We start from the raw sequence: 19,030 nt of genomic DNA on the forward strand, positions 1-19,030 counted from the left end.
GATCGGCGACGACGCGCTGCGGGGTCAGTTCGCCCGCGTGACCAGCGTCGGCGCGACGAATCGGCGCAGCAGTTCGCGTTCGGCGGCGGCGTCGACCTCCGGTGTGCTCAGCAGCGACACGATCACGCGGACGAGCCAGGCGGCGCGAACCTCGAGGTCGGCGTCGGTGGTACCGGGAACGATGCGCCGCAGGAAACCCGCCGCCACCGCGTCGATGGCGGGGGACAGCTGCGCGAGGCGCCCAGACGTCGCGGCCATGTCGGCGGTGAACCATTGGGACAGAGCAGGATTGGCGCGCACTCCGGCGATCGCTGCCCCGGTGGCGATCAGGAGTTGCTCATCGGGCGCGGCGTCGTCGGGGATGGCCGAGTCGACGTCGCGCGCCACTGTGCGCGCGGCCCGCTCGACGTAGGCGGCCATCAGCTCCTGCTTGCCGGGGAAGTGCCGGTACAGCGTGGCGCGCGAGCATCCCGCCGCATCGGCGATGTCGCGCATGGTGACCTCGCCGACACCGCGCGCGGCGAACAGTTCGGCGGCGGTGTCGAGGATGCGGGTCGCCGCGATCTGCGCGCGGTCGTCCGCGAGCCAGTCGACTCGTGTCTCACTCATCGGCATCTCTGGCGATCATCGGGAGCCGTCCGCGTAGAACGGCACGTACGTGGGGCGTCGAACGTAGTTGCCAGGCGCGTAGGTGATGCCGTCGGTGTCGACGTCGAAGTCGGGGTGGCGGGCGAGCAGTTCGGTCAACGCGACCCTGGCCTGCATCCGCGCTGCCGCCGCGCCGAGACAGTGGTGGTGACCGTGGCTGAACGACAGGATGCGGCGAGGTCTGCGTTCGACGTCGAGGTGCTCGGCGTCGGGACCGAACACCGACTCGTCGCGGTTGGCCGCGGCGTAGCAGAGCAATACCTTGCGGCCGTGCGGCACGGTGACCGGTCCGTCGGGAGTGTCGGTGTAGGTGACCGTGCGCGTGGTGGTGCGTGCGAGTCCCTGCACGGGCGAGGTCAGCCGCAGCAGCTCGTCGACGGCGTCGGGGATCAGGGCAGGGTCGTCGACGAGGCGTCGGCGCTGCTCGGGGTATCCGGAGAGAAGGTCGACGCTGCCGCCGAGCAGGCCGGTCGTCGTGTCGTTGCCGCCGGTGATCATGGTGAACACAAAGGCGAGAATCGACACCATGCCCGCGGGATCGTCGGCGACGCCCGCGTCGACGAGCGCCGAGACCGTGTCATCGCCGGGGTGCGCGCGGCGATGCTCGACCAGTTCGCCGAAGTACGTGAGCAGTTCACTCGTGGCCGCCGCAGCTCCGCTGCCGTTCGACGCCGCAGCTCCGCTGCCGTTCGACGCCGCAGCTCCGCTGCCGTTCGACGCCGCGGGTTCCGGACCGGCCAGGGCGCCGACGATTGCTGCGGTCCAGTCGTCGAAGCGAGTCCAGTCCTCGTCGGGAACTCCGAGGTAGTGGGCGACGACCATGCTCGGCAGTGGCTTGAACAGCTCGCCGACGATGTCGGTGGGACCATCGCCGTCGAGGCGCTCGAGTCGTTCGACGACGAACTCGCGGACGCGCGGTTCGATCGATATCACCTGCCGGGGCGTGAACCCGCGCGCGACGAGCGAGCGGAAGGCCGTGTGCTGCGGCGGGTCCTGCATGACCAGGGGAGGGTTGTCGGCGAGGCCGATCGCCTCCAGTTCGCCGTAGACCACGGTCAATCCCGCTGCCGAGGAGAAGGTGAGTGGGTCCGACGCTGCGGCGAAGACGTCCGCGTGCCGCGTGAGTACCCAGTAGTCGTCGGGGTTCCGCACGTCTCCTGAGTCGTGCGGGCTCTGTGCATCGCCGGTCACGTGGAGAACGGGCGACTCGTGCCGAAGACGCGCGTACATGCCGAACGGATCGCGCCACGTATCGGCGGATCGCAGTTCGAATGAGGCATCGCTGCGAGACACTTGCACTGCCATGTCTCGACAGTGAGGCATTCGGGCATGACTGTCAATGGTGTGATCGCCGGGCAACGCACGTCGTGAGACGGTCGGCCGCAGCCGTCTACCTGCGTTGTTCGGGTGTGCTGAGGATCGTCGACCGTCAGACCTTCTCTACAGTGGAGTAATGAGTTTCAGGGGGCCGCGGCGAGTCGCGCTCGTCTCGGTACACACCTCTCCGCTGGCGCAACCCGGTACGGGCGACGCCGGCGGTATGAATGTGTACGTGTGGCAGACCGCGCAGCGCCTCGCCCGACGTGGCGTCGAGGTGGAGATCTTCACCAGAGCGACATCGTCGTCGGACGCGCCGATCGTCGAGGCCGCGCCCGGCGTAACCGTGCGCAATGTGGTCGCCGGGCCATTCGAAGGCCTCGACAAACGCGATCTTCCGACGCAGCTGTGCGCGTTCACCGCCAGCGTGCTGCGGGCCGAGGCGCAGCAGCGTCCCGGGTACTACGACCTGATTCACTCGCACTACTGGTTGTCGGGGCAGGTCGGCTGGCTCGCGCGGGACCGCTGGGGAGTTCCGCTGGTGCATACCGCGCATACCCTGGCGGCGGTCAAGAACGCCTCACTCGCCGCGGGCGACACCGCGGAGCCGATGCTGCGCGTGGTGGGCGAGCAGCAGGTCGTCGACGAGGCCGATCGCCTCGTCGCGAACACTGAGACCGAGGCGCACGAGCTGGTCTCGATGTATCACGCCGACCCCTCGCGGATCGACATCGTGACGCCCGGCGCCGATTTGGACTGCTACACACCGGGATCGATGGCGCAGGCCCGCGCTGAACTCGGATTGCCCTCTGACGCAACGCTGTTGACGTTCGTCGGACGTATTCAGCCGCTGAAGGCTCCCGACGTACTGCTGCGCGCCGCGGCCCCGCTGATCGAGAGGTCGCGGGGCGGTGATCGTCCCGTGCGGGTGCTCATCGTCGGCGGTCCGTCGGGTTCTGGTCTCGAAACGCCTTCCGCGTTGGTCGATCTCGCCGCCCAACTGGGTATCTCCGACGAGGTGATCTTCCTGTCCCCGCAGCCGTCTGCGAAGTTGGCGCAGGTGTACCGGGCGTCGGATGTGGTTGCGGTGCCCAGCTATTCGGAGTCTTTCGGTCTCGTCGCGATCGAGGCGCAGGCCTGCGGAACGCCCGTGATCGCGGCGGATGTCGGTGGGCTGTCGGTCGCGGTCTCATCGGGACGCAGCGGCGTTCTGGTCAACGGCCACGCCATCGGCGACTGGACCAACGCGCTGGAGAAGATGATCAGCTCTCCGGACGAGCTTGCCGCGATGCGTCGACACGCACGTGCGCACGCCGAGAACTTCTCCTGGGAGCACACCGCGGATGCGTTGCAGGAGAGCTACTCCCGCGCGATGGCCTCGTTCGCCGCGGCGCCCGGTGCGCGGGTGGGCCCGACCGTCGCCGCGCGGCGCGCGTCGAGGCGATGGCGTCGTCGTCATCGCGCGAATGTCTGATCCGAGTATCCAACCGACCCAGCGTCGTCAGGAGCGATAGCGATGAGCCACATCGAGAATCTCGAACTGCTGGAGGAGTCGCTGTCCGAGCGCGACATCCCGTACAGCCGAAAGAGTTCCGGCGGAGCGCAATCCGAACACGTCATCCTCGAACTGCCCGGCGAGAAGAAGCTCAAGACGACGGTCCTGCTGACCGCGGGACCGTACGGGGTGCGCGTCGAGGCATTCGTCTGTCGTCACGCCGATGAGAACCACGAGGCCGTCTATCGCTACCTGCTCAAGCGCAATCGTCGTCTCTACGGGGTTGCCTACACCATCGACAACATCGGCGACATCTATCTGGTGGGTCGAATATCGGTGGACGCGTTGACATCTGACGAGATCGATCGTGTGCTCGGACAGGTTCTCGAGGCCGCGGACGGCGACTTCAACACGCTTCTCGAACTCGGCTTCGCGACGTCGATCCGCCGCGAATGGGCATGGCGTGTCTCGCGAGGCGAGTCGCTGCGCAACCTGCTCGCCTTCGAGCACCTCATCGACAAGGAGTCGCTGCCGCAGCCGGGCGAGCCGCTCGAAGGTCGGTACGAGCCCTCCTCGGTGGTCGACGCCGCGCAGGACGGTCCCGCGGAAGGCGCGCAGCTCGACGAGTGACGGTGCGCGGACCTGCGAAGGAACCGAGAGGGCCGTCACATCGTGGCAACAGCCATTGGTACGATCGATTTGACTGATTTACCAACGGAGGTGCCATGAGCGTCAAGAGTCCCTACCCCGACGTCGAGATCCCGAATGTCAGCGTTTACGAGTACCTGTTCGGCAACATCGCCGACGACGATCTCGACCGCGTCGCGCTCATCGATCCCAAGGCCGACACGAAGACCACATATCGCCAACTGATCGGCCAGATCAACGCTGCAGCAGGCGCTCTCGCGGCTCGCGGCATCGGTGTCGGCGACGTCGTCGGCATTCTCTCGCCGAACATTCCCGCGTTCGCCACCGTCTTCCACGGAGTGCTGCGCGCGGGTGCGACGGCCACGACGATCAACGCGTTGTTCACCGCGCGCGAGATCGCCAAGCAGCTCACCGATTCCGGTGCCAAGATGCTCGTCACCATCTCGCCGATGGCCGCGCAGGCACTCGAGGCTGCCAAGGAAGTCGGGATCGCCGACGACGCCGTGATCATCCTCGACGGTGAGGGCGTCGAGGCGTCGGGGCACCCCAACGCCGCCGACCTGCTCGGCCCCAATCTGCCCGCACCCGACGTCTCATTCGATCCGGCGACGCACGTCGCCGTCCTGCCCTACAGCTCGGGCACTACCGGAAACCCCAAGGGCGTCAAGCTTTCTCACACCAACCTCGTCGCCAACGTCGCGCAGATCGCCCCACTGCAGGGAATGGCGCGCGACGATGTGATCGTCGCGGTGCTGCCGTTCTTCCACATCTACGGCATGACTGTCCTGCTGAATGCCGCGCTGCGCGCGCGGGCGAGCCTCGTCGTGATGGCCAAGTTCGACCTCGTCGAATTCCTGGAGAACATCCAGAACTACAAGGTCACCTATGCGTTCATCGCGCCGCCGGTCGCCGTCGCCCTCGCGAAGCATCCGATCATCGACAACTACGACCTCTCGTCGCTGCACACCATGCTCTCGGGCGCGGCGCCGCTCGACGACGAGCTCGGCAAAGCTGTTGCCAAGCGGCTGAATCTGCACATGCTGCAGGGCTACGGCATGAGTGAGCTCTCGCCGGTCAGCCACCTCATCCCGATCGACTCACAGGACGTACTCGGACTCGACGAGCCGCCGCTCTCGTCCGTCGGCTGGCCAATCCCCAACTCGGAGAACAAGATCGTCGATCCGGCAACGGGTGAAGAGTTCGCGGTGCCGAGCGAGGGAATGTCGGAACCCGGCGAACTGTGGGTCCGCGGACCCAACGTCATGCTCGGCTACCTCAACAACGAGCAGGCGACCGTCGACACCATCGACGCCGAGGGCTTCCTACACACCGGCGACATGGCCCAGCTCGACGCGACCGGTGCGGTCTACATCGTCGACCGCCTCAAGGAGCTCATCAAGTACAAGGGCTACCAGGTGCCGCCCGCCGAGCTGGAGGCGCTGCTGCTCACGCACCCGAAGATCGCCGACACCGCTGTCGTCGGCGTGATCGACGAGGAGTCCGGCGAGGAGATCCCGAAGGCTTTCGTCGTCACGCAGTCCGACGCGGAGCTGACCGAAGCCGACGTCATCGAGTTCGTCGCCGCCAAGGTCGCGCCACACAAGAAGGTGCGCGCCGTCGAATTCATCGATGTCATCCCCAAGTCGGCGTCGGGCAAGATCCTGCGCAAGGATCTCCGCAAGTAGACTCAGATCGCAAGGCAGCGGGCCGCTTTCGGATACTTCCGAGGGCGGCCCGCTGTTGTCGGTGACCCACGGCCGCGTGCGAAGCCCCATGTGCGGCTCCCGCGTGACGCTTCCGTGTGGAAAACTGACTCCCATGAGCAACGGCACCCTGATTCTCATGCGGCACGGCGAGAGCGAATGGAACGCGTCCAACCAGTTCACCGGTTGGGTCGACGTCGCGCTGACCGCCAAGGGTCGCGCGGAGGCGACGCACGCGGGCGAGCTGCTCGTCGAGCACGATTTGTTGCCGGACGTCCTCTACACCTCGCTCCTGCGACGCGCGATCACCACTGCGAACATCGCACTCGACGCCGCCGACCGGATCTGGATTCCCGTCGTCCGCGACTGGCGTCTCAACGAGCGCCACTACGGTGCGCTGCAGGGCCTCAACAAAGCCGACACGCTCGAGAAGTTCGGCGAGGAACAGTTCATGCTGTGGCGTCGCTCGTACGACACCCCGCCGCCGCCGATCGAACCCGACTCGGAGTACAGCCAGACGCACGATCCCCGGTACGCCGACCTCCCCGAGGTACCGCTGACCGAGTGCCTCAAGGATGTCGTCGAGCGACTCATCCCGTACTTCGAATCCGACATCGCCGCCGACCTCAAGGCCGGTAAAACGGTGCTGATCGCCGCGCACGGCAACTCGCTGCGCGCGCTGGTCAAGTACCTCGACGGCATCTCCGACGCCGACATCGCCGCGCTCAACATCCCGACCGGCAACCCGCTGCGCTACGACCTCGACGACAACCTCAAGCCACTCAACCCCGGCGGGACCTACCTCGATCCCGAGGCGGCTGCCGCGGGTGCTGCGGCGGTCGCGGCGCAGGGTAAGAAGTAGTCCGTAACCCAATCGTCATGGGCGGGTTGCTGTGACCGCGGTTACATTGGTTGCATGGCCGATTCTGGAACCCTGCGCATAGTCCACTCGGCACCGCAGGAAAGGTACGAGGCGATCCTCACCGATCCCGAGTCCGATCCTCGCGACGTCGAACCCTCAGAGCATCTCGTCGGGTACCTGGATTACGTGTCCGAGCCCTACCAGGTGATTCTGACTCACACGGTGATCCTCGACGCCTATTCGGGACGGGGATACGCCGGCCAGCTTGTGCGGACCGTTCTCGACGACATCAGGTCTCAGGGCAAGCAGGTCGTGCCGGTCTGTTCGTACGTGCGCCACTACATCGACGAGCACCCCGAGTACGCCGATCTGGTGGCGTCGGTCACCTCCTGAACGTCGGAGACCGCGGTGTCACGTAATGCGGGTGGAACGGTGCGTGAACAGCGGTCGAACTGTCCTGCACTGAGTGTTCCTGCAGTTTGGTGGGCCGTAAGCTGACGTTGTGACCGGTGTATTCGTGGGCGGCGTGACAGTTGCCGTCGCCCTCGTGGCGGCTGTCGTCGTCGGATTCGCGCTCGGTCGTTTCTGGCGCCGTGACGCGATCGCCCGTAACTCGTCCGCCCACACCCGCGACGATGTGCAGCGCACCCTCGACGATGCCGCCGTGGTCCCCGAGATCTCCGACGACCAGCCCAGCTACTCGTTGACTCTCGCCGAACGCCCGCGGGTGGTGCCCGAGAGTGCGGAGCTGCGCGACAGCGATGTGCACGGCACCACCGAGGACGGTCGGATGACCACCGCGGGCCTGCTCGGTCTGATCGTGCGCAACTCCGATACGGCCGTCGCCGTCGTCGACCAATTCCGCGACGTCGTCCTGTACAACCATCGCGCCGTCGAACTGGCCCTCGTGCGCGACAGGCTGCTCGACGACTCGGTCTGGGAGGCGGCGAAAGAGGTCCTCGACACCGAGGCCGAGCGTCGTTTCGATTTCGAACCCCCCGCGTCCGCGTTGGGATTCCTCTCGACGGGGCGCGCACGCGGCAAAACCATCGAATCGGTGAGCTGTGTCGCGCGACTGGTCCGTGAGGGCGAGGAGCGCTACGCCGTTGTCTACGGCGTCGACGACACCGAACATCTGCGCGTCGAAGCCACCCGTCGCGACTTCGTCGCCAACGTCTCGCACGAACTGAAGACACCGGTCGGAGCCATCAGCCTGCTCGCGGAGGCGCTGCTGGAGTCGTCCGACGACTCGGATTCGGTGCAGCACTTCGGTAATCGTGTGGTCGCGGAGGCCACGCGCATGGGCAACATGGTCACCGAACTGCTCGCGCTATCGCGACTGCAGGAGGGTGAGACTGCTGATTTCTCGCTCGTCGACGTCGATGCACTGATCGACGAAGCGATCGAATCAGCGGGCGTGGCTGCCGAAGCGGCGTCGATCTCGCTGCGCGCCGACGCCGCAGCAGACCTGACGGTGCGTGGTGACCGCATGCTCTTGTTGACGGCACTGAACAATCTGATCGTCAATGCCATCTCGTACTCGCCGCCACACACGACCGTCTCGGTGAGCAGGCGCGTGACCCGCCACGACGGAAGGCCGATGGTCGCCATCTCCGTCACCGACCGGGGGATCGGGATCGCACCCGCCGACCAGCAGCGAGTCTTCGAGCGCTTCTTCCGTGTCGACAAGGCGCGGTCACGCAGTACCGGCGGCACCGGTTTGGGATTGGCTATCGTCAAGCACGTCGCCGCCAATCACGGTGGAGTCATCTCGCTGTGGAGCAAGCCCGGTACGGGCTCTACGTTCACCCTGTGTATCCCGCAGGACATGAGCACCGAGAGTGTGTGGGACACCGAGATCGCCGACACCGAGATATTCGAACCTACGGCAGTTGTTGCCGTGGTCCAGGGCGAGGCAGTTCAGCCTGCGCCGATCGCACGACCGAAGGAAACCGACAGGTGACTCACGTTCTGATCGTCGAGGACGAGGAATCGCTGGCCGATCCGCTGGCATTCCTGTTGCGCAAGGAGGGATTCGAGGCCACCGTCGTCAACGACGGCGCGGCGGCACTCGGCACCTTCGACCGCGTCAGCCCCGACATCGTTCTGCTCGATCTGATGCTGCCCGGTATGTCCGGCACGGAGATCTGCAAGTCGTTGCGCACGCGGTCGAGCGTGCCGGTGATCATGGTGACCGCACGCGACAGCGAGATCGACAAGGTCGTCGGACTCGAACTCGGTGCCGACGACTATGTCACCAAGCCGTACTCGGCTCGCGAGCTCATCGCCCGAATCCGTGCCGTGCTGCGTCGCGGTGGCGACGGGCTCGACGACGACCTGGCCATCGGCATCCTGGAGGCCGGTCCGGTCCGGATGGACGTCGAACGCCACATCGTCGCCGTCAGCGGTCAGCAGATCACGTTGCCGCTCAAGGAGTTCGACCTCCTCGAGTACCTGCTGCGCAACTCGGGTCGAGTACTCACCCGCGGTCAGCTCATCGACCGCGTGTGGGGTGCCGACTATGTCGGTGACACGAAGACCCTCGACGTGCACGTCAAGCGTCTGCGGTCGAAGATCGAGCCGGATCCGGCCAACCCGAAGCATCTGGTCACCGTGCGCGGACTCGGTTACAAACTCGAGCCCTGACCCGCAGCGGCTCGACGACCGACGCTGCTCAGCCGAGTTCGAACCGGTTGCCACCATGGATCTTGGCTGCGTACATCGCGCGGTCGGCGTCGGCTATGACCGTGGTGATGCGTCCGTCGTCGTCGTTCTCTCCGCCGGCGATTCCGACGCTCGCCGTCACCGCGCCGCCGCTCGCCTCAACGACGGCGCCCACGAGTCGTTCGCCGATGGCAGCACACCGGTCGGCGTCGGGTAACTCGGAGTCGTACTGGGTGGCGAGCACGAACTCGTCGCCACCGAAGCGCGTGATGATGGTGTGACTTTCTGCGGCGAGTCGTACGGCCGCCGCGACGTCCACCAAAATCCGATCTCCGTGTACGTGGCCGTCGATGTCGTTGACGACCTTGAAGTTGTCGAGGTCGACGACCGCGGCGATCCACCGTGAATGGCGGTGCGGCGCAGTCGTTGTCGCGCCTCGAGACGACGCCGCGGCGACGGCCCGGTAGAAACCCCTGCGATTGAGTAAGCCGGTCAGTGAATCGGTCAGTGAGTCGACGGCGCTCCTGCGGACGATGCTGAACCCGATGTGGAGGATGGGCAGCGCCACCACAACGGCCATGACGACCACGGTCGCCTCCGCGGTGGCGATCGGGAGCCACTGCATACCCTGCACGATGCAGCACGTGACGACGGCGGCCACGACGACCACCGCGGTGAAGATGATGTGGCAGAGATTGGCTACGGCGTCGTGGAACAGCGTCATGTAGATGCTCGTCGCCACGAACAGCGACGCCGAGGCGATGCCGAGGAGCAGGTTCTGGTGAGCGAAGATCGTGACGGCGATCACGACATCGGCGATGGCACACAACATCAGGGATTCTGTGCGTGTCGGCCAGTGGAGCAGGAGCCAGCGCACCGTCCACACAAAACAGAGGACGACGACCGCGATCATCGCAGTCGTGCCGACGCCCGGCCACAGCACGCCGTCGGGTCCGAGTAGGGAAAGCACTGCTATCACGCCGTTGAGCACGCCGCCGCCCGCGACGACGGCCTTGGTGAAGCCGATGAGGTTGAGGTAGTCGAAGAAGTCGAGCACCCAACGGTCGTCGGATTGCCTCAGCCACTGGCGAGCAGCATCCCGCACGCCGCGCCCCCCATCGATCTCCATGGGCACATTGTGCAATTCCTGCGGACCGGGTACCACCACTTGCACCCGGTGAGGGCCTCTGATGTGCGATTACCTGCTATTCGCCGGCCTGTTACTCGCCGGGGCGGGCGTGGCTAGCCCAGTTCCTCGTATTTGATGTCGGTCTCGCGGCGGGTCGTCGCGGCTGCGGTGGCGGGATGTACGGCGACGATGCCAAGGCCGTTGCGACGTCGGCACGCTCGCGCGAGTTCGTCGTAGGCGGGTTTGCCGAGCAGTTCTGTCAGTTCCGGGGCGTAGGACTCGAAGACCTGTGTCGCGCCGACGTGGGCGTCGGGCGAACCCGAGCAGTACCACTTGAGGTCGTGGCCGCCCTCGCCCCAGCCGCGGCGATCGAACTCGGTGATGGTGGTCTTGAGGACCTGCGTGCCGTCGGGACGCTCCACCCAGTCCTGCTCGCGCCGGATCGGAAGTTGCCAGCACACATCGGGTTTCACGCTCCACGGCTCGATGCCCTTGCGTAATGCCATCGCGTGCAGTGCACATCCGGGGCCGCGGTCGAAGCCGGGACGATTGAGAAAGATGCACGCGCCCTTGTGCGTTCGCGTCTTGAGTGCGGGTTCGTCGTCGAGGTCTCCCTCTTCGAGATAGCCGCGCTTGCCGAGAGGGTCTTTGCCAGAACCCTTCTCGTAGAACTGCCAGTCGTCAGGGGTGAGCATGGCGACGCTCTTCGCGAGGTGCTTGCGGTCGTCCTTGTCGGTCAGGTAGGCGCCGTGGCTGCAGCAGCCGTCGTCGGGCCTGCCGTCGATGATCCCCTGACAGGCCGGGGTTCCGAAGACACACGTCCAGTGCGACAACAGCCAGGTCAGGTCGGCGTTGATGAGGTGTTCTGGGTCCGCGGGATCGAAGAACTCATACCATTCCCGCGCGAAGTCGAGTGGTACCTCGGGGGCCGGTGAGATCCGTGCGGACGGGGTGGGGCTTGGCACGCGTTCACGGTAGTCGTATCGGCCGCGTGGTGCCTGATCGCGCCCGTGTGTTTCGCCACCCACGCAACCTGGCGAATCGTCGACGCACTACCGTGTATTCGTGCGTTTAGGAGTGCTCGACGTGGGCAGTAACACTGTCCACCTGCTCGTCGTCGATGCCCATCGCGGCGGCCATCCGACACCGATGAGTTCCACCAAGTCGGTGCTGCGGCTCGCCGAACAGATCGACGAGAAGGGCAGGCTCACCGAGCGCGGTGCCCGATCGTTGATCGACTCGGTCGACGAATTCACCCACATTGCCGCGACGTCGGGGTGCGAACAGACGATGGCGTTCGCTACGTCTGCCGTGCGCGACGCAACCAACTCCGACGAGGTGCTCGACCGCGTCGAAGCCAAGACCGGTGTACGGGTGACCGTGTTGAGCGGTCGCGACGAGGCGCGGCTGACCTCGCTGGCCGTGCGGCGCTGGTACGGCTGGAGTGCCGGTCGCATCCTCGCGCTCGACATCGGAGGCGGATCACTGGAGATCTCCAACGGCGTCGACGAAGAACCCGACGTCGCGTTGAGCCTGCCGCTGGGCGCGGGCAGGTTGACCCGCGAGTGGCTGCCCGACGACCCGCCGGACCGTCGACGTATCGGCGTGCTGCGTGACTGGCTCGACGCCGAACTCAGAGACCCCGCGCGCGAACTGCGTGCGGCGGGCAAACCCGACATCGCGGTGGCGACGTCGAAGACGTTCCGATCACTCGCGCGGCTGACCGGCGCGGCGCCGTCGGGAGCCGGATTGCGGGTCAAGCGTCAGCTCACCGCGAGTGGGCTGCGCCAGTTGATCGCCTTCATCTCGCGGATGACCCGCGACGACCGCGCAGAACTCGAGGGCGTCAGCGCCGACCGTGCTGGTCAACTCGTTGCGGGCGCGCTCGTCGCGGAGGCGGCGATGCGGGCGCTGTCGGTCGATACACTGGAGATCTGTCCGTGGGCGTTGCGCGAGGGCGTCATCCTGCGTCGTCTCGACACCGAGCTGGCGGACAACCAAGAACAGATCGGGACGACCCACACTGAAGCGACCCGCACAGGGACGGCGCAGTCGGCGGGTTCGGCACCGGCAACCCAGGGTCTGCGCTAGGCGGCCTGAGGAGGAGAGCGAATTTCGATGGCCAAGCAACCGGGGTCACCCACGGGCGGATCGGACGACTCGGCGTCGGAGTCGAGGCCCATCTCCGTGTCGGAACTGCTCGCACGTCGCGACGCCGCCATCGCCGACGAGGAGCGCGCGAAGCGGCTCACCGAAAACCGGGGCAGGCGCCGCGCCGGGCGCGACGGAGCCGTCTCGGTGTCGGAGCTCACGGGCGAGATCCCGAGGATCACCGACGCCCCGAAGAGCGAAACCCCCAAGGCTCAGGCCCCGAAGATTCAGGCCCCCACGACTCAGGACGCGACGTCCAGCGCACCGAAGTCCGACACCCCTAGTGTCTGGAACTCGCCCGATTCCGCGTCGCATTTCCCGCGCTCGAGCAGCCCGGTCCCGCGGCGCGCAACCGACCGCCGACCGCTGCAGGACTCCGCCGACCCGGCCGGCGCCTCGACCGGCTTCGACGGCGGCGTCTACGACGCACCTCCGCAGACCCGCGACTTCAGCTCAGCTGCCATCGCCGAGCGGGCATCACGCAGCACGCCCGACGGGCGACTGGCGAACGATGACGAGCACGCCAACGCCGTCACGGGCATCATTCCGATCGTGGGCGACGCCGACAACGACACCGACGACGGCGTCCGTCTCGTCGAAGCCGACGACGTCGACGTCGTCGAACTCGATTCGCCGCCGCCCACCCGCACCGGCCGATTCGCGGACGTCATCGACGACGACTTCGACGCATACCGGTCCTTCGCCGAGTACGACGATGACGACGAGAAGCGCGTGACGTCGAAGAAGCGTTCCGACCGACGATCCGGCGACAAGCCCAAGCGCAAGCGCGGGTGGTTCGGCCGCAAGGCCTCCCGCGAGTCCGATTCGGTCGCAGCTGATTCGGTCGAGTCTGATTCGCCCGCCGACGACGATCACCTCAGCGGCACGCCCGCTGCGGCCGCGGTGGTCGAGGAGACCACGGTGATCGGGATCGTCGAGGATGCACGCGATGCGGCCCCGGCCGCCCGCGGATTCGACGACGCAGACGCGCTCGACGACGAACGTTCGTACGGGTACTCGTCGTTCGACAGCATCCGCGAGGATGCCGACGACGACCACCGCGATGCGGCCGACCACGACACAGTCGAACACGATGCGGCCGAACATGATTCGGCCACCCGCGATGCGACGTCTGCGTTCGACGTCGCGGAAACCCGTACCGCCGAGGCGGTCGAGTCGGACTCTCCCGAGACCGTGGGCAGCGACTTCACCGGAGTCGACGAAGACACGGCCGCATCAGTAGCGGACAAGACAGCAGCGGACGAGGAGACAGCCGACAGCGCGGCGGCAACGCTCCGCACCCCGGCGTCCAAGGTTTCCCGATCCGCCAAGGACTCCACCTCCGCGGCCGCGAAGTCCGACGAGAAGCCCGGTGGCTCCGATGACGACCGCTCGCCCGCGAAGGCGTGGCTGTTGGTCATCGGTGAGGCGATCCTCGGGTTGGCGGTCGGTGTCGGATTGTTCTGGGGATTCACCGAACTCTGGCGCTGGAACGTCTACTTCGCGCTGGTGCTCGCGGTGCTGGTGATCTTCGGCATCGTCTCGTTCACGCACGCCGTGCGGCACTCCCGCGATCTGTTCACCACGCTGTTGGCGCTGGGCGTCGGGCTCATCGTGACCATCGGTCCGTTGGTGTTGCTCGCGACGTGAGGATCTGATGATCACTCCTGTAGCCGACATCCCGATCGGGCTGTCGACGGCGTCGGTCTATCCGCAGAACACCGAGGCGGCCTTCGCGTACGCGGCCGAGCTGGGTTTCGACGGCGTCGAACTCATGGTGTGGGGCGAAGCCGTCAGTCAGGACATCTCGCATGTCGAGTACCTGTCCGAGCGATATCAGGTTCCGGTGCTGTCGATCCACGCACCGTGCCTGCTCATCTCGCAGCGCGTGTGGGGTCGCGATCCGCAGGCCAAGCTGGCGCGTGCGGTGTCGGCGGCGGAGGATCTCGGAGCGCCGACCGTCGTCGTGCATCCGCCCTTCCGCTGGCAGCGGGCGTACACCGCCGCATTCGACGACCTCGTGACAGAACTCGAGGAGAACAGCGGTGTCGACGTCGCAGTGGAGAACATGTTCCCGATGCGCGCCGACCGACTCTTCGGCGCGGGTAAGCGCTCGGCGCAACGGTTGAATGCACGCGGGGGAGGGCCGGGACGCGCGGCGTCGGCGTTCGGAAAGTCCACCGACCCGACCGACGACGGGTACGCGCACTACACGCTCGACCTCTCGCACACCGCGACCGCAGGGGTCGACGCGGTCGATCTGTTCGAGCGCATGGGGCCGGCGCTGAGCCACCTCCATCTCGCCGATGGCAGCGGTGCGGCCACCGACGAGCACCTGATTCCGGGAGACGGGTCGCAGCCCTGCGTCGAGGTGTGTCGACGCCTCGCCGCGAGCGATTTCGGCGGGGCGGTCGTGCTCGAGGTCAGCACGGGATCCGCTCGCACCAAACCCGAACGCGCAGCCCTCCTCGGACGCGCCCTCGACTTCGCGCGAACCAACCTTCGACGCGATCCCGTCCGCACAGCACCGATCCAGGAGACCGAAACCGAATGAGCGACAAGATCGCCGGGCTGTTGACCCTGCATCCCACCGAGGGCCCCGGCGATGTGAACTATCACGCGAGTATCGATCCGACGTTCACGATCGGCCCCAAGGTGCACGGCGGAACGATGCAGATGCTGGTCGCCCGCGCGGCGCTGCACGCGTACGACGAGCTCGTCGGGTCAGACGAGTCGATGCCGTCTGCAGCCGACCTCGTGCCCGTCGCCATCGCCAGCGACTACCTCGCAGCACCCGATCCCTCCGACGTCGATATCGCGGTGACTCTGCGCAAACGCGGCCGCACCGTCACGCTGCTGACCGTCGACCTCGCGCAGAACGGACGACTGATGGTGTCGTCGTCGGTCACCCTCGCGCGACCCGACAGCGGCACGCCACATCACTCGGCGCCGTCCGCGCTCGACGACCTGCCGGTCGATCCGCAGCCCGGCGGCATCTCCATCGACGGCTCGCCGGTCGGTGAGGTCATGCACCTCGGCGGTGCACTCGACCTCGTGCTCGATCCGACGAGTTTTCCCGTCGCGCGTGGCGAGACCGGTGAACCGGTCGTCCGCGGGTGGACACGTCCCAAGAACACCGAGCCCGACGTCGATTTCGCGGTGCTCGTCTGCGACATCTCGCCCCCGGTGGTGATGAACCTCGCGCTATTCGGCTGGGCGCCGACCGTCCAGCTCACCACCTACATCCGACGACATCCCGCGCCGGGCTGGCTGCGCTTCGCGGCGTCGAGTACCGAGGTCGGACCCGGAATGTTCGAGGAGGACCACCTCGTGGTGGACTCGACGGGCACCGTGGTCGCACAGTCGCGTCAGCTCGCGCTGATACCGCAGCGGCAGAGCTGACCCAGGCGCTGCTGACTTCAGAACCCCGCTGACCGCAGATGTCACGGATGAGAACGAAAGGCATCACGACGTGAGTGAACGGATCGCCGTCATCGGCGGTGGCAAGATCGGTGAGGCACTACTCGCCGGACTCATCGCAGCGGGTCACCAGCCCAAGAACCTGGTCGTGGCCGAGCCCAACGAGGGACGCGCCCGCGAACTCTCCGAGGAGTACGGCGTACTGGTCACCGACGTGCCGACCGCCGTCGAGGGTGCCCAGTACGTCTTCATCGCGGTGAAACCCGACATCGTCGACGCCGTGCTGCGCCAACTCGCGCGGGTCGACGACGACGGCGAATCCGAGCGCGTCACCATCAGCCTCGCAGCTGGTGTGCCGATCGCTCGCTACGAGAACGCGCTGCCCGCGGGCGTACCGGTCGTGCGGGTCATGCCGAACACACCGATGCTCGTCTCCGAAGCGATGTCGGCGGTCTCGCCGGGGCGCCACGTCGACCCCGAGCAGCTCACCGCGGTCGTCGAACTGCTCGAGAGCGTCGGCAAGGTCATCGTCGTTCCGGAGAAGCAGATGGATGCGGTCACCGCGATCTCCGGCTCGGGACCCGCCTATGTGTTCCTCCTCGCCGAATCGATGATCGACGCAGGCGTCGCACTCGGCCTCACGCGCGCGCAGGCCAGTGAGCTCGCAGTGCAGACCATCCGCGGGTCGGGGATCTTGATGAGCGACTCCGGGGTCTCTCCGGTAGACCTGCGCGCAGCCGTGACATCGCCTGGCGGAACCACGGCGGCAGCTATCCGTGTGCTCGAGGAGAACGGCGCGCGAGCAGCGATGTATCGGGCGACGGAGGCGTGTGCGCAGGCCAGTGCACGGGCAGGACGTCGACCCGACGTTGAGGGTTTGGGAGGCTGATCGACCGACCACGCCCGGCGTCGACTCCCAATATTTGGGGCCTCTACCGGCCAAAACCCCAGTATGTTGTGGTCGGGGATCAGAAATCGGGCTAATCCAGGCCACTTACGTCGCTTTTTTCACATCTGCCACGCTAAGCTGCTTTAAGCACGTGCGTGTCTGGTGTCCGCCGGAGGGGAAGCCGGCGGCCGCGACGCGTGCTCCGGAGGTATGAGTAACTCATGGCAGCAGAGACTCCTGGTGACAGGTCAGGTGCGGTCAGCAACGCGGCTTCAGGGTCGCAGTTCTTGACCGTGGCCGAGGTCGCATCCCTGATGCGCGTCTCGAAGATGACCGTTTATCGCCTCGTCCACAGTGGGGAACTTCCCGCGGTGCGCGTGGGTCGTTCCTTCCGCGTGCACGCCAAGGCCGTGCACGACTACCTGGAGACGTCCTACTTCGACGCGGGTTAGTCCGACCGCGAACCACGAGGCCAACTCCTGCCGAACGGCTGCAGCTCGTCGTCGGCAGGAGTTGTGGTGTTTGCCAGAGGTCACCTGATTTTTCTCTTTGCGACCTCGCCCGGTAGTGTTGATGATCGCGTAGCTGATCTCGCCGCAAGGTTCCGGCGGGCAGGCCTCACCACCCAAGTGTGAGTGTCGACGACAGCGTGCCGTGAAACCGCGTGAGACCGTGTGAGTAAGGAAGTGCCCCGATGGGTTCAGTGATCAAGAAGCGCCGCAAGCGCATGTCGAAGAAGAAGCACCGCAAGCTTCTGCGTCGTACCCGCGTGCAGCGTCGCAAACTCGGTAAGTGAGCCTTCGCGCCGATTAGACCCGGCGCGGATTCGCTCCACCGACTCGTTCGCGGTCACCTCGACCGCGCGCCGAAGAACCCGCCTGAGTGCGGGTTCTTTTTCGTCGGGCTAGCCTTGCCTTCATGCCCGATGGTTCTCAGTCCGACGTCCAACAGGTTCCGCGCACGGTGCTGGTCACCGGGGCGTCGACCTTCCTCGGTGGATATCTCGTCGCCGCGCTTGCGGCCAACCCCGACGTCGAGCGGGTCCTCGCTGTCGACTCCAGGGTGCCGCGCAAGGACCTGATGCGACGAATGGGGCGTGCGGAGTTCCTGCGCCTCGACATCCGCAGGCCTGCGATCGCCAAGGCGATCTCGCACTACCAGGTCGACACCGTCGTACACGCCGCGACGTCGATCATGGAGACCGCTCCGCACTCGGCGGCCATCAAGGAGTTCAATCTCCTAGGTGCCATGCAGGTCTGCGGTGCGTGTCAGCGAAGCCCGTCGGTCAAGCGGCTCATCCTGCGTTCGACCGCGATGGTTTACGGTGCGAGTCCCCGCGACCCCGCCTATTTCACCGAGGAGACGCCCGCGAAGCGTGAGCCGCGGCGCGGCTACGGACGCGACATGCTCGACGTCGAGGGGTACGTGCGCGGGCTTGCGCGACGACGCCAGGACATCGACGTGACGACCATGCGACTGCAGGCGATGCTCGGTCCTCGGATCAACACGCGGATGAGTTCTTACCTTTCACTCCCGGTGGTTCCGACTGTCATCGGTTATCAACCACGTCTGCAATTTCTGCATGAAGAGGACGCGCTCGCAGCAATGGAACACGTGACGCTGCGTGGGCGGCCGGGAACTTTCAACATCGCCGGCGACGGGGTGGTGACGTTGACGCAGGCCATTCGACGCGTCGGACACGTCGAACTACCCGTGGTGAGTGGTCTGCTCGCTCCGATCACCGGGGTCATGCAGAACCTTCGCTCAGCTCGTCTGCGGTCGTCGCAGACCGAATTCCTCACGTACGGAAGGGTTCTCGACACAACGCGGATGCGCACCGAACTCGGATTCGCGCCGCGCTTCTCGACGTCGGAGACGCTCGACGACTTCGTCGAGCGCAGCGGAGTGAGTCCGGTGATCGCGCCGGATACCTGGCGAAAAGCGGAGCGACAAGTCGTATCGGCGGCTCATCGTCTCGCCTGAAAAATGGGCGCCTAAATCGCACAGAGTGTCCGCTTTTGGCGTCAATTTGAATCCGCAGTTTGACGCAATCAATGACGATGCAAATACGTCGACGCAACGTGCACTATCAGGGACGAACCCG

Annotated in this window: 19 protein-coding genes; 15 read left to right on the forward strand and 4 right to left on the reverse strand. The window is 66.2% G+C overall.

Annotated features, from left to right (window positions below; genetic code table 11):
• Nucleotides 1-24: 24 nt before the first annotated feature.
• Nucleotides 25-615 (reverse strand): TetR/AcrR family transcriptional regulator, encoded by a 591-nt coding sequence (locus tag A5766_RS22135; protein WP_005204720.1) that lies wholly within the window; start codon nt 613-615, stop codon nt 25-27.
• A 9-nt stretch (nt 616-624) separates the two neighbouring features.
• Nucleotides 625-1,953, reverse strand: a complete 1,329-nt coding sequence (locus tag A5766_RS22140) for a cytochrome P450 (RefSeq protein ID WP_064906437.1) — start codon at nt 1,951-1,953, stop codon at nt 625-627.
• Nucleotides 1,954-2,101: 148 nt separating this feature from the next.
• Between A5766_RS22140 and mshA the strand changes: the two genes are divergently transcribed.
• From mshA to A5766_RS22175, 7 genes are all read left to right on the forward strand, one after another.
• Nucleotides 2,102-3,439, forward strand: a complete 1,338-nt coding sequence (gene mshA / locus A5766_RS22145; RefSeq protein WP_005204717.1) for a D-inositol-3-phosphate glycosyltransferase — start codon at nt 2,102-2,104, stop codon at nt 3,437-3,439.
• 42 nt (nt 3,440-3,481) lie between these two features.
• A complete protein-coding gene (locus A5766_RS22150) occupies nt 3,482-4,090 on the forward strand; it encodes a YbjN domain-containing protein (RefSeq protein ID WP_005204714.1) in 609 nt (202 codons plus the stop codon).
• Between the two features lie 95 nt (nt 4,091-4,185).
• The gene (locus A5766_RS22155) at nt 4,186-5,793 is read left to right on the forward strand and encodes an AMP-binding protein (RefSeq protein ID WP_064906438.1); all 1,608 of its coding nucleotides are present in this window, start codon (nt 4,186-4,188) and stop codon (nt 5,791-5,793) included.
• A gap of 133 nt (nt 5,794-5,926) precedes the next feature.
• On the forward strand, nt 5,927-6,673 hold the full coding sequence (locus A5766_RS22160) for a phosphoglyceromutase (protein WP_064863852.1): 747 nt from the start codon (nt 5,927-5,929) through the stop codon (nt 6,671-6,673).
• Nucleotides 6,674-6,727: 54 nt separating this feature from the next.
• Complete coding sequence (locus A5766_RS22165; protein ID WP_064863853.1) at nt 6,728-7,066, forward strand: GNAT family N-acetyltransferase; 339 nt, start codon at nt 6,728-6,730, stop codon at nt 7,064-7,066.
• 109 nt (nt 7,067-7,175) lie between these two features.
• Nucleotides 7,176-8,636 (forward strand): sensor histidine kinase, encoded by a 1,461-nt coding sequence (locus A5766_RS22170; RefSeq protein WP_064906440.1) that lies wholly within the window; start codon nt 7,176-7,178, stop codon nt 8,634-8,636.
• Nucleotides 8,633-9,319 carry a response regulator transcription factor gene (locus A5766_RS22175; RefSeq protein WP_064863855.1) on the forward strand — a complete coding sequence of 229 codons (687 nt, stop codon included), beginning with the start codon at nt 8,633-8,635 and terminating at the stop codon, nt 9,317-9,319. The genes A5766_RS22170 and A5766_RS22175 overlap by 4 nt, the downstream gene beginning before the upstream one ends.
• 28 nt (nt 9,320-9,347) lie before the next feature.
• Here A5766_RS22175 and A5766_RS22180 read toward each other — a convergent pair whose 3' ends face one another.
• Together A5766_RS22180 and A5766_RS22185 are read right to left on the reverse strand one after the other, a co-directional pair.
• A complete protein-coding gene (locus A5766_RS22180) occupies nt 9,348-10,466 on the reverse strand; it encodes a GGDEF domain-containing protein (protein WP_064863856.1) in 1,119 nt (372 codons plus the stop codon).
• A 113-nt stretch (nt 10,467-10,579) separates the two neighbouring features.
• The gene (locus A5766_RS22185) at nt 10,580-11,404 is read right to left on the reverse strand and encodes a hypothetical protein (RefSeq protein ID WP_372495563.1); all 825 of its coding nucleotides are present in this window, start codon (nt 11,402-11,404) and stop codon (nt 10,580-10,582) included.
• Nucleotides 11,405-11,531: 127 nt separating this feature from the next.
• Between A5766_RS22185 and A5766_RS22190 the strand changes: the two genes are divergently transcribed.
• The 8 genes from A5766_RS22190 (at nt 11,532) to A5766_RS22220 (ending at nt 18,909) form a co-directional block, all read left to right on the forward strand.
• Nucleotides 11,532-12,557, forward strand: coding sequence for a Ppx/GppA phosphatase family protein (locus A5766_RS22190; protein ID WP_064906442.1), 1,026 nt, complete (start codon nt 11,532-11,534; stop codon nt 12,555-12,557).
• A gap of 27 nt (nt 12,558-12,584) precedes the next feature.
• On the forward strand, nt 12,585-14,267 hold the full coding sequence (locus A5766_RS22195) for a hypothetical protein (RefSeq protein WP_064906444.1): 1,683 nt from the start codon (nt 12,585-12,587) through the stop codon (nt 14,265-14,267).
• A 7-nt stretch (nt 14,268-14,274) separates the two neighbouring features.
• On the forward strand, nt 14,275-15,171 hold the full coding sequence (locus A5766_RS22200; protein ID WP_064863859.1) for a sugar phosphate isomerase/epimerase family protein: 897 nt from the start codon (nt 14,275-14,277) through the stop codon (nt 15,169-15,171).
• The gene (locus A5766_RS22205; RefSeq protein ID WP_064906446.1) at nt 15,168-16,019 is read left to right on the forward strand and encodes a thioesterase family protein; all 852 of its coding nucleotides are present in this window, start codon (nt 15,168-15,170) and stop codon (nt 16,017-16,019) included. Before A5766_RS22200 ends, A5766_RS22205 begins: the two co-directional genes overlap by 4 nt.
• 70 nt (nt 16,020-16,089) lie before the next feature.
• Nucleotides 16,090-16,926, forward strand: a complete 837-nt coding sequence (proC, locus tag A5766_RS22210; RefSeq protein WP_064863861.1) for a pyrroline-5-carboxylate reductase — start codon at nt 16,090-16,092, stop codon at nt 16,924-16,926.
• Nucleotides 16,927-17,147: 221 nt separating this feature from the next.
• Nucleotides 17,148-17,378, forward strand: coding sequence for a helix-turn-helix domain-containing protein (locus tag A5766_RS22215; RefSeq protein ID WP_005204681.1), 231 nt, complete (start codon nt 17,148-17,150; stop codon nt 17,376-17,378).
• Nucleotides 17,379-17,620: 242 nt separating this feature from the next.
• A complete protein-coding gene (locus A5766_RS24160) occupies nt 17,621-17,722 on the forward strand; it encodes a 30S ribosomal protein bS22 (RefSeq protein ID WP_003402602.1) in 102 nt (33 codons plus the stop codon).
• A 122-nt stretch (nt 17,723-17,844) separates the two neighbouring features.
• On the forward strand, nt 17,845-18,909 hold the full coding sequence (locus A5766_RS22220) for an NAD-dependent epimerase/dehydratase family protein (RefSeq protein ID WP_064863862.1): 1,065 nt from the start codon (nt 17,845-17,847) through the stop codon (nt 18,907-18,909).
• Nucleotides 18,910-19,030 lie beyond the last annotated feature (121 nt).

The organism is Gordonia sp. 852002-51296_SCH5728562-b (assembly GCF_001665475.1).
GTDB classification, from domain to species: domain Bacteria; phylum Actinomycetota; class Actinomycetes; order Mycobacteriales; family Mycobacteriaceae; genus Gordonia; species Gordonia sputi.

Coding starts and splice junctions, on each gene's coding strand:
- A5766_RS22135 (WP_005204720.1), bottom strand. CDS start 615: ATGCCGATGAGTGAGACACGAGTCGACTGGCTCGCGGACGACCGCGCG.
- A5766_RS22140 (WP_064906437.1), bottom strand. CDS start 1,953: ATGGCAGTGCAAGTGTCTCGCAGCGATGCCTCATTCGAACTGCGATCC.
- mshA (WP_005204717.1), top strand. CDS start 2,102: ATGAGTTTCAGGGGGCCGCGGCGAGTCGCGCTCGTCTCGGTACACACC.
- A5766_RS22150 (WP_005204714.1), top strand. CDS start 3,482: ATGAGCCACATCGAGAATCTCGAACTGCTGGAGGAGTCGCTGTCCGAG.
- A5766_RS22155 (WP_064906438.1), top strand. CDS start 4,186: ATGAGCGTCAAGAGTCCCTACCCCGACGTCGAGATCCCGAATGTCAGC.
- A5766_RS22160 (WP_064863852.1), top strand. CDS start 5,927: ATGAGCAACGGCACCCTGATTCTCATGCGGCACGGCGAGAGCGAATGG.
- A5766_RS22165 (WP_064863853.1), top strand. CDS start 6,728: ATGGCCGATTCTGGAACCCTGCGCATAGTCCACTCGGCACCGCAGGAA.
- A5766_RS22180 (WP_064863856.1), bottom strand. CDS start 10,466: ATGGAGATCGATGGGGGGCGCGGCGTGCGGGATGCTGCTCGCCAGTGG.
- A5766_RS22195 (WP_064906444.1), top strand. CDS start 12,585: ATGGCCAAGCAACCGGGGTCACCCACGGGCGGATCGGACGACTCGGCG.
- A5766_RS22200 (WP_064863859.1), top strand. CDS start 14,275: ATGATCACTCCTGTAGCCGACATCCCGATCGGGCTGTCGACGGCGTCG.
- A5766_RS22205 (WP_064906446.1), top strand. CDS start 15,168: ATGAGCGACAAGATCGCCGGGCTGTTGACCCTGCATCCCACCGAGGGC.
- A5766_RS22215 (WP_005204681.1), top strand. CDS start 17,148: ATGGCAGCAGAGACTCCTGGTGACAGGTCAGGTGCGGTCAGCAACGCG.
- A5766_RS24160 (WP_003402602.1), top strand. CDS start 17,621: ATGGGTTCAGTGATCAAGAAGCGCCGCAAGCGCATGTCGAAGAAGAAG.
- A5766_RS22220 (WP_064863862.1), top strand. CDS start 17,845: ATGCCCGATGGTTCTCAGTCCGACGTCCAACAGGTTCCGCGCACGGTG.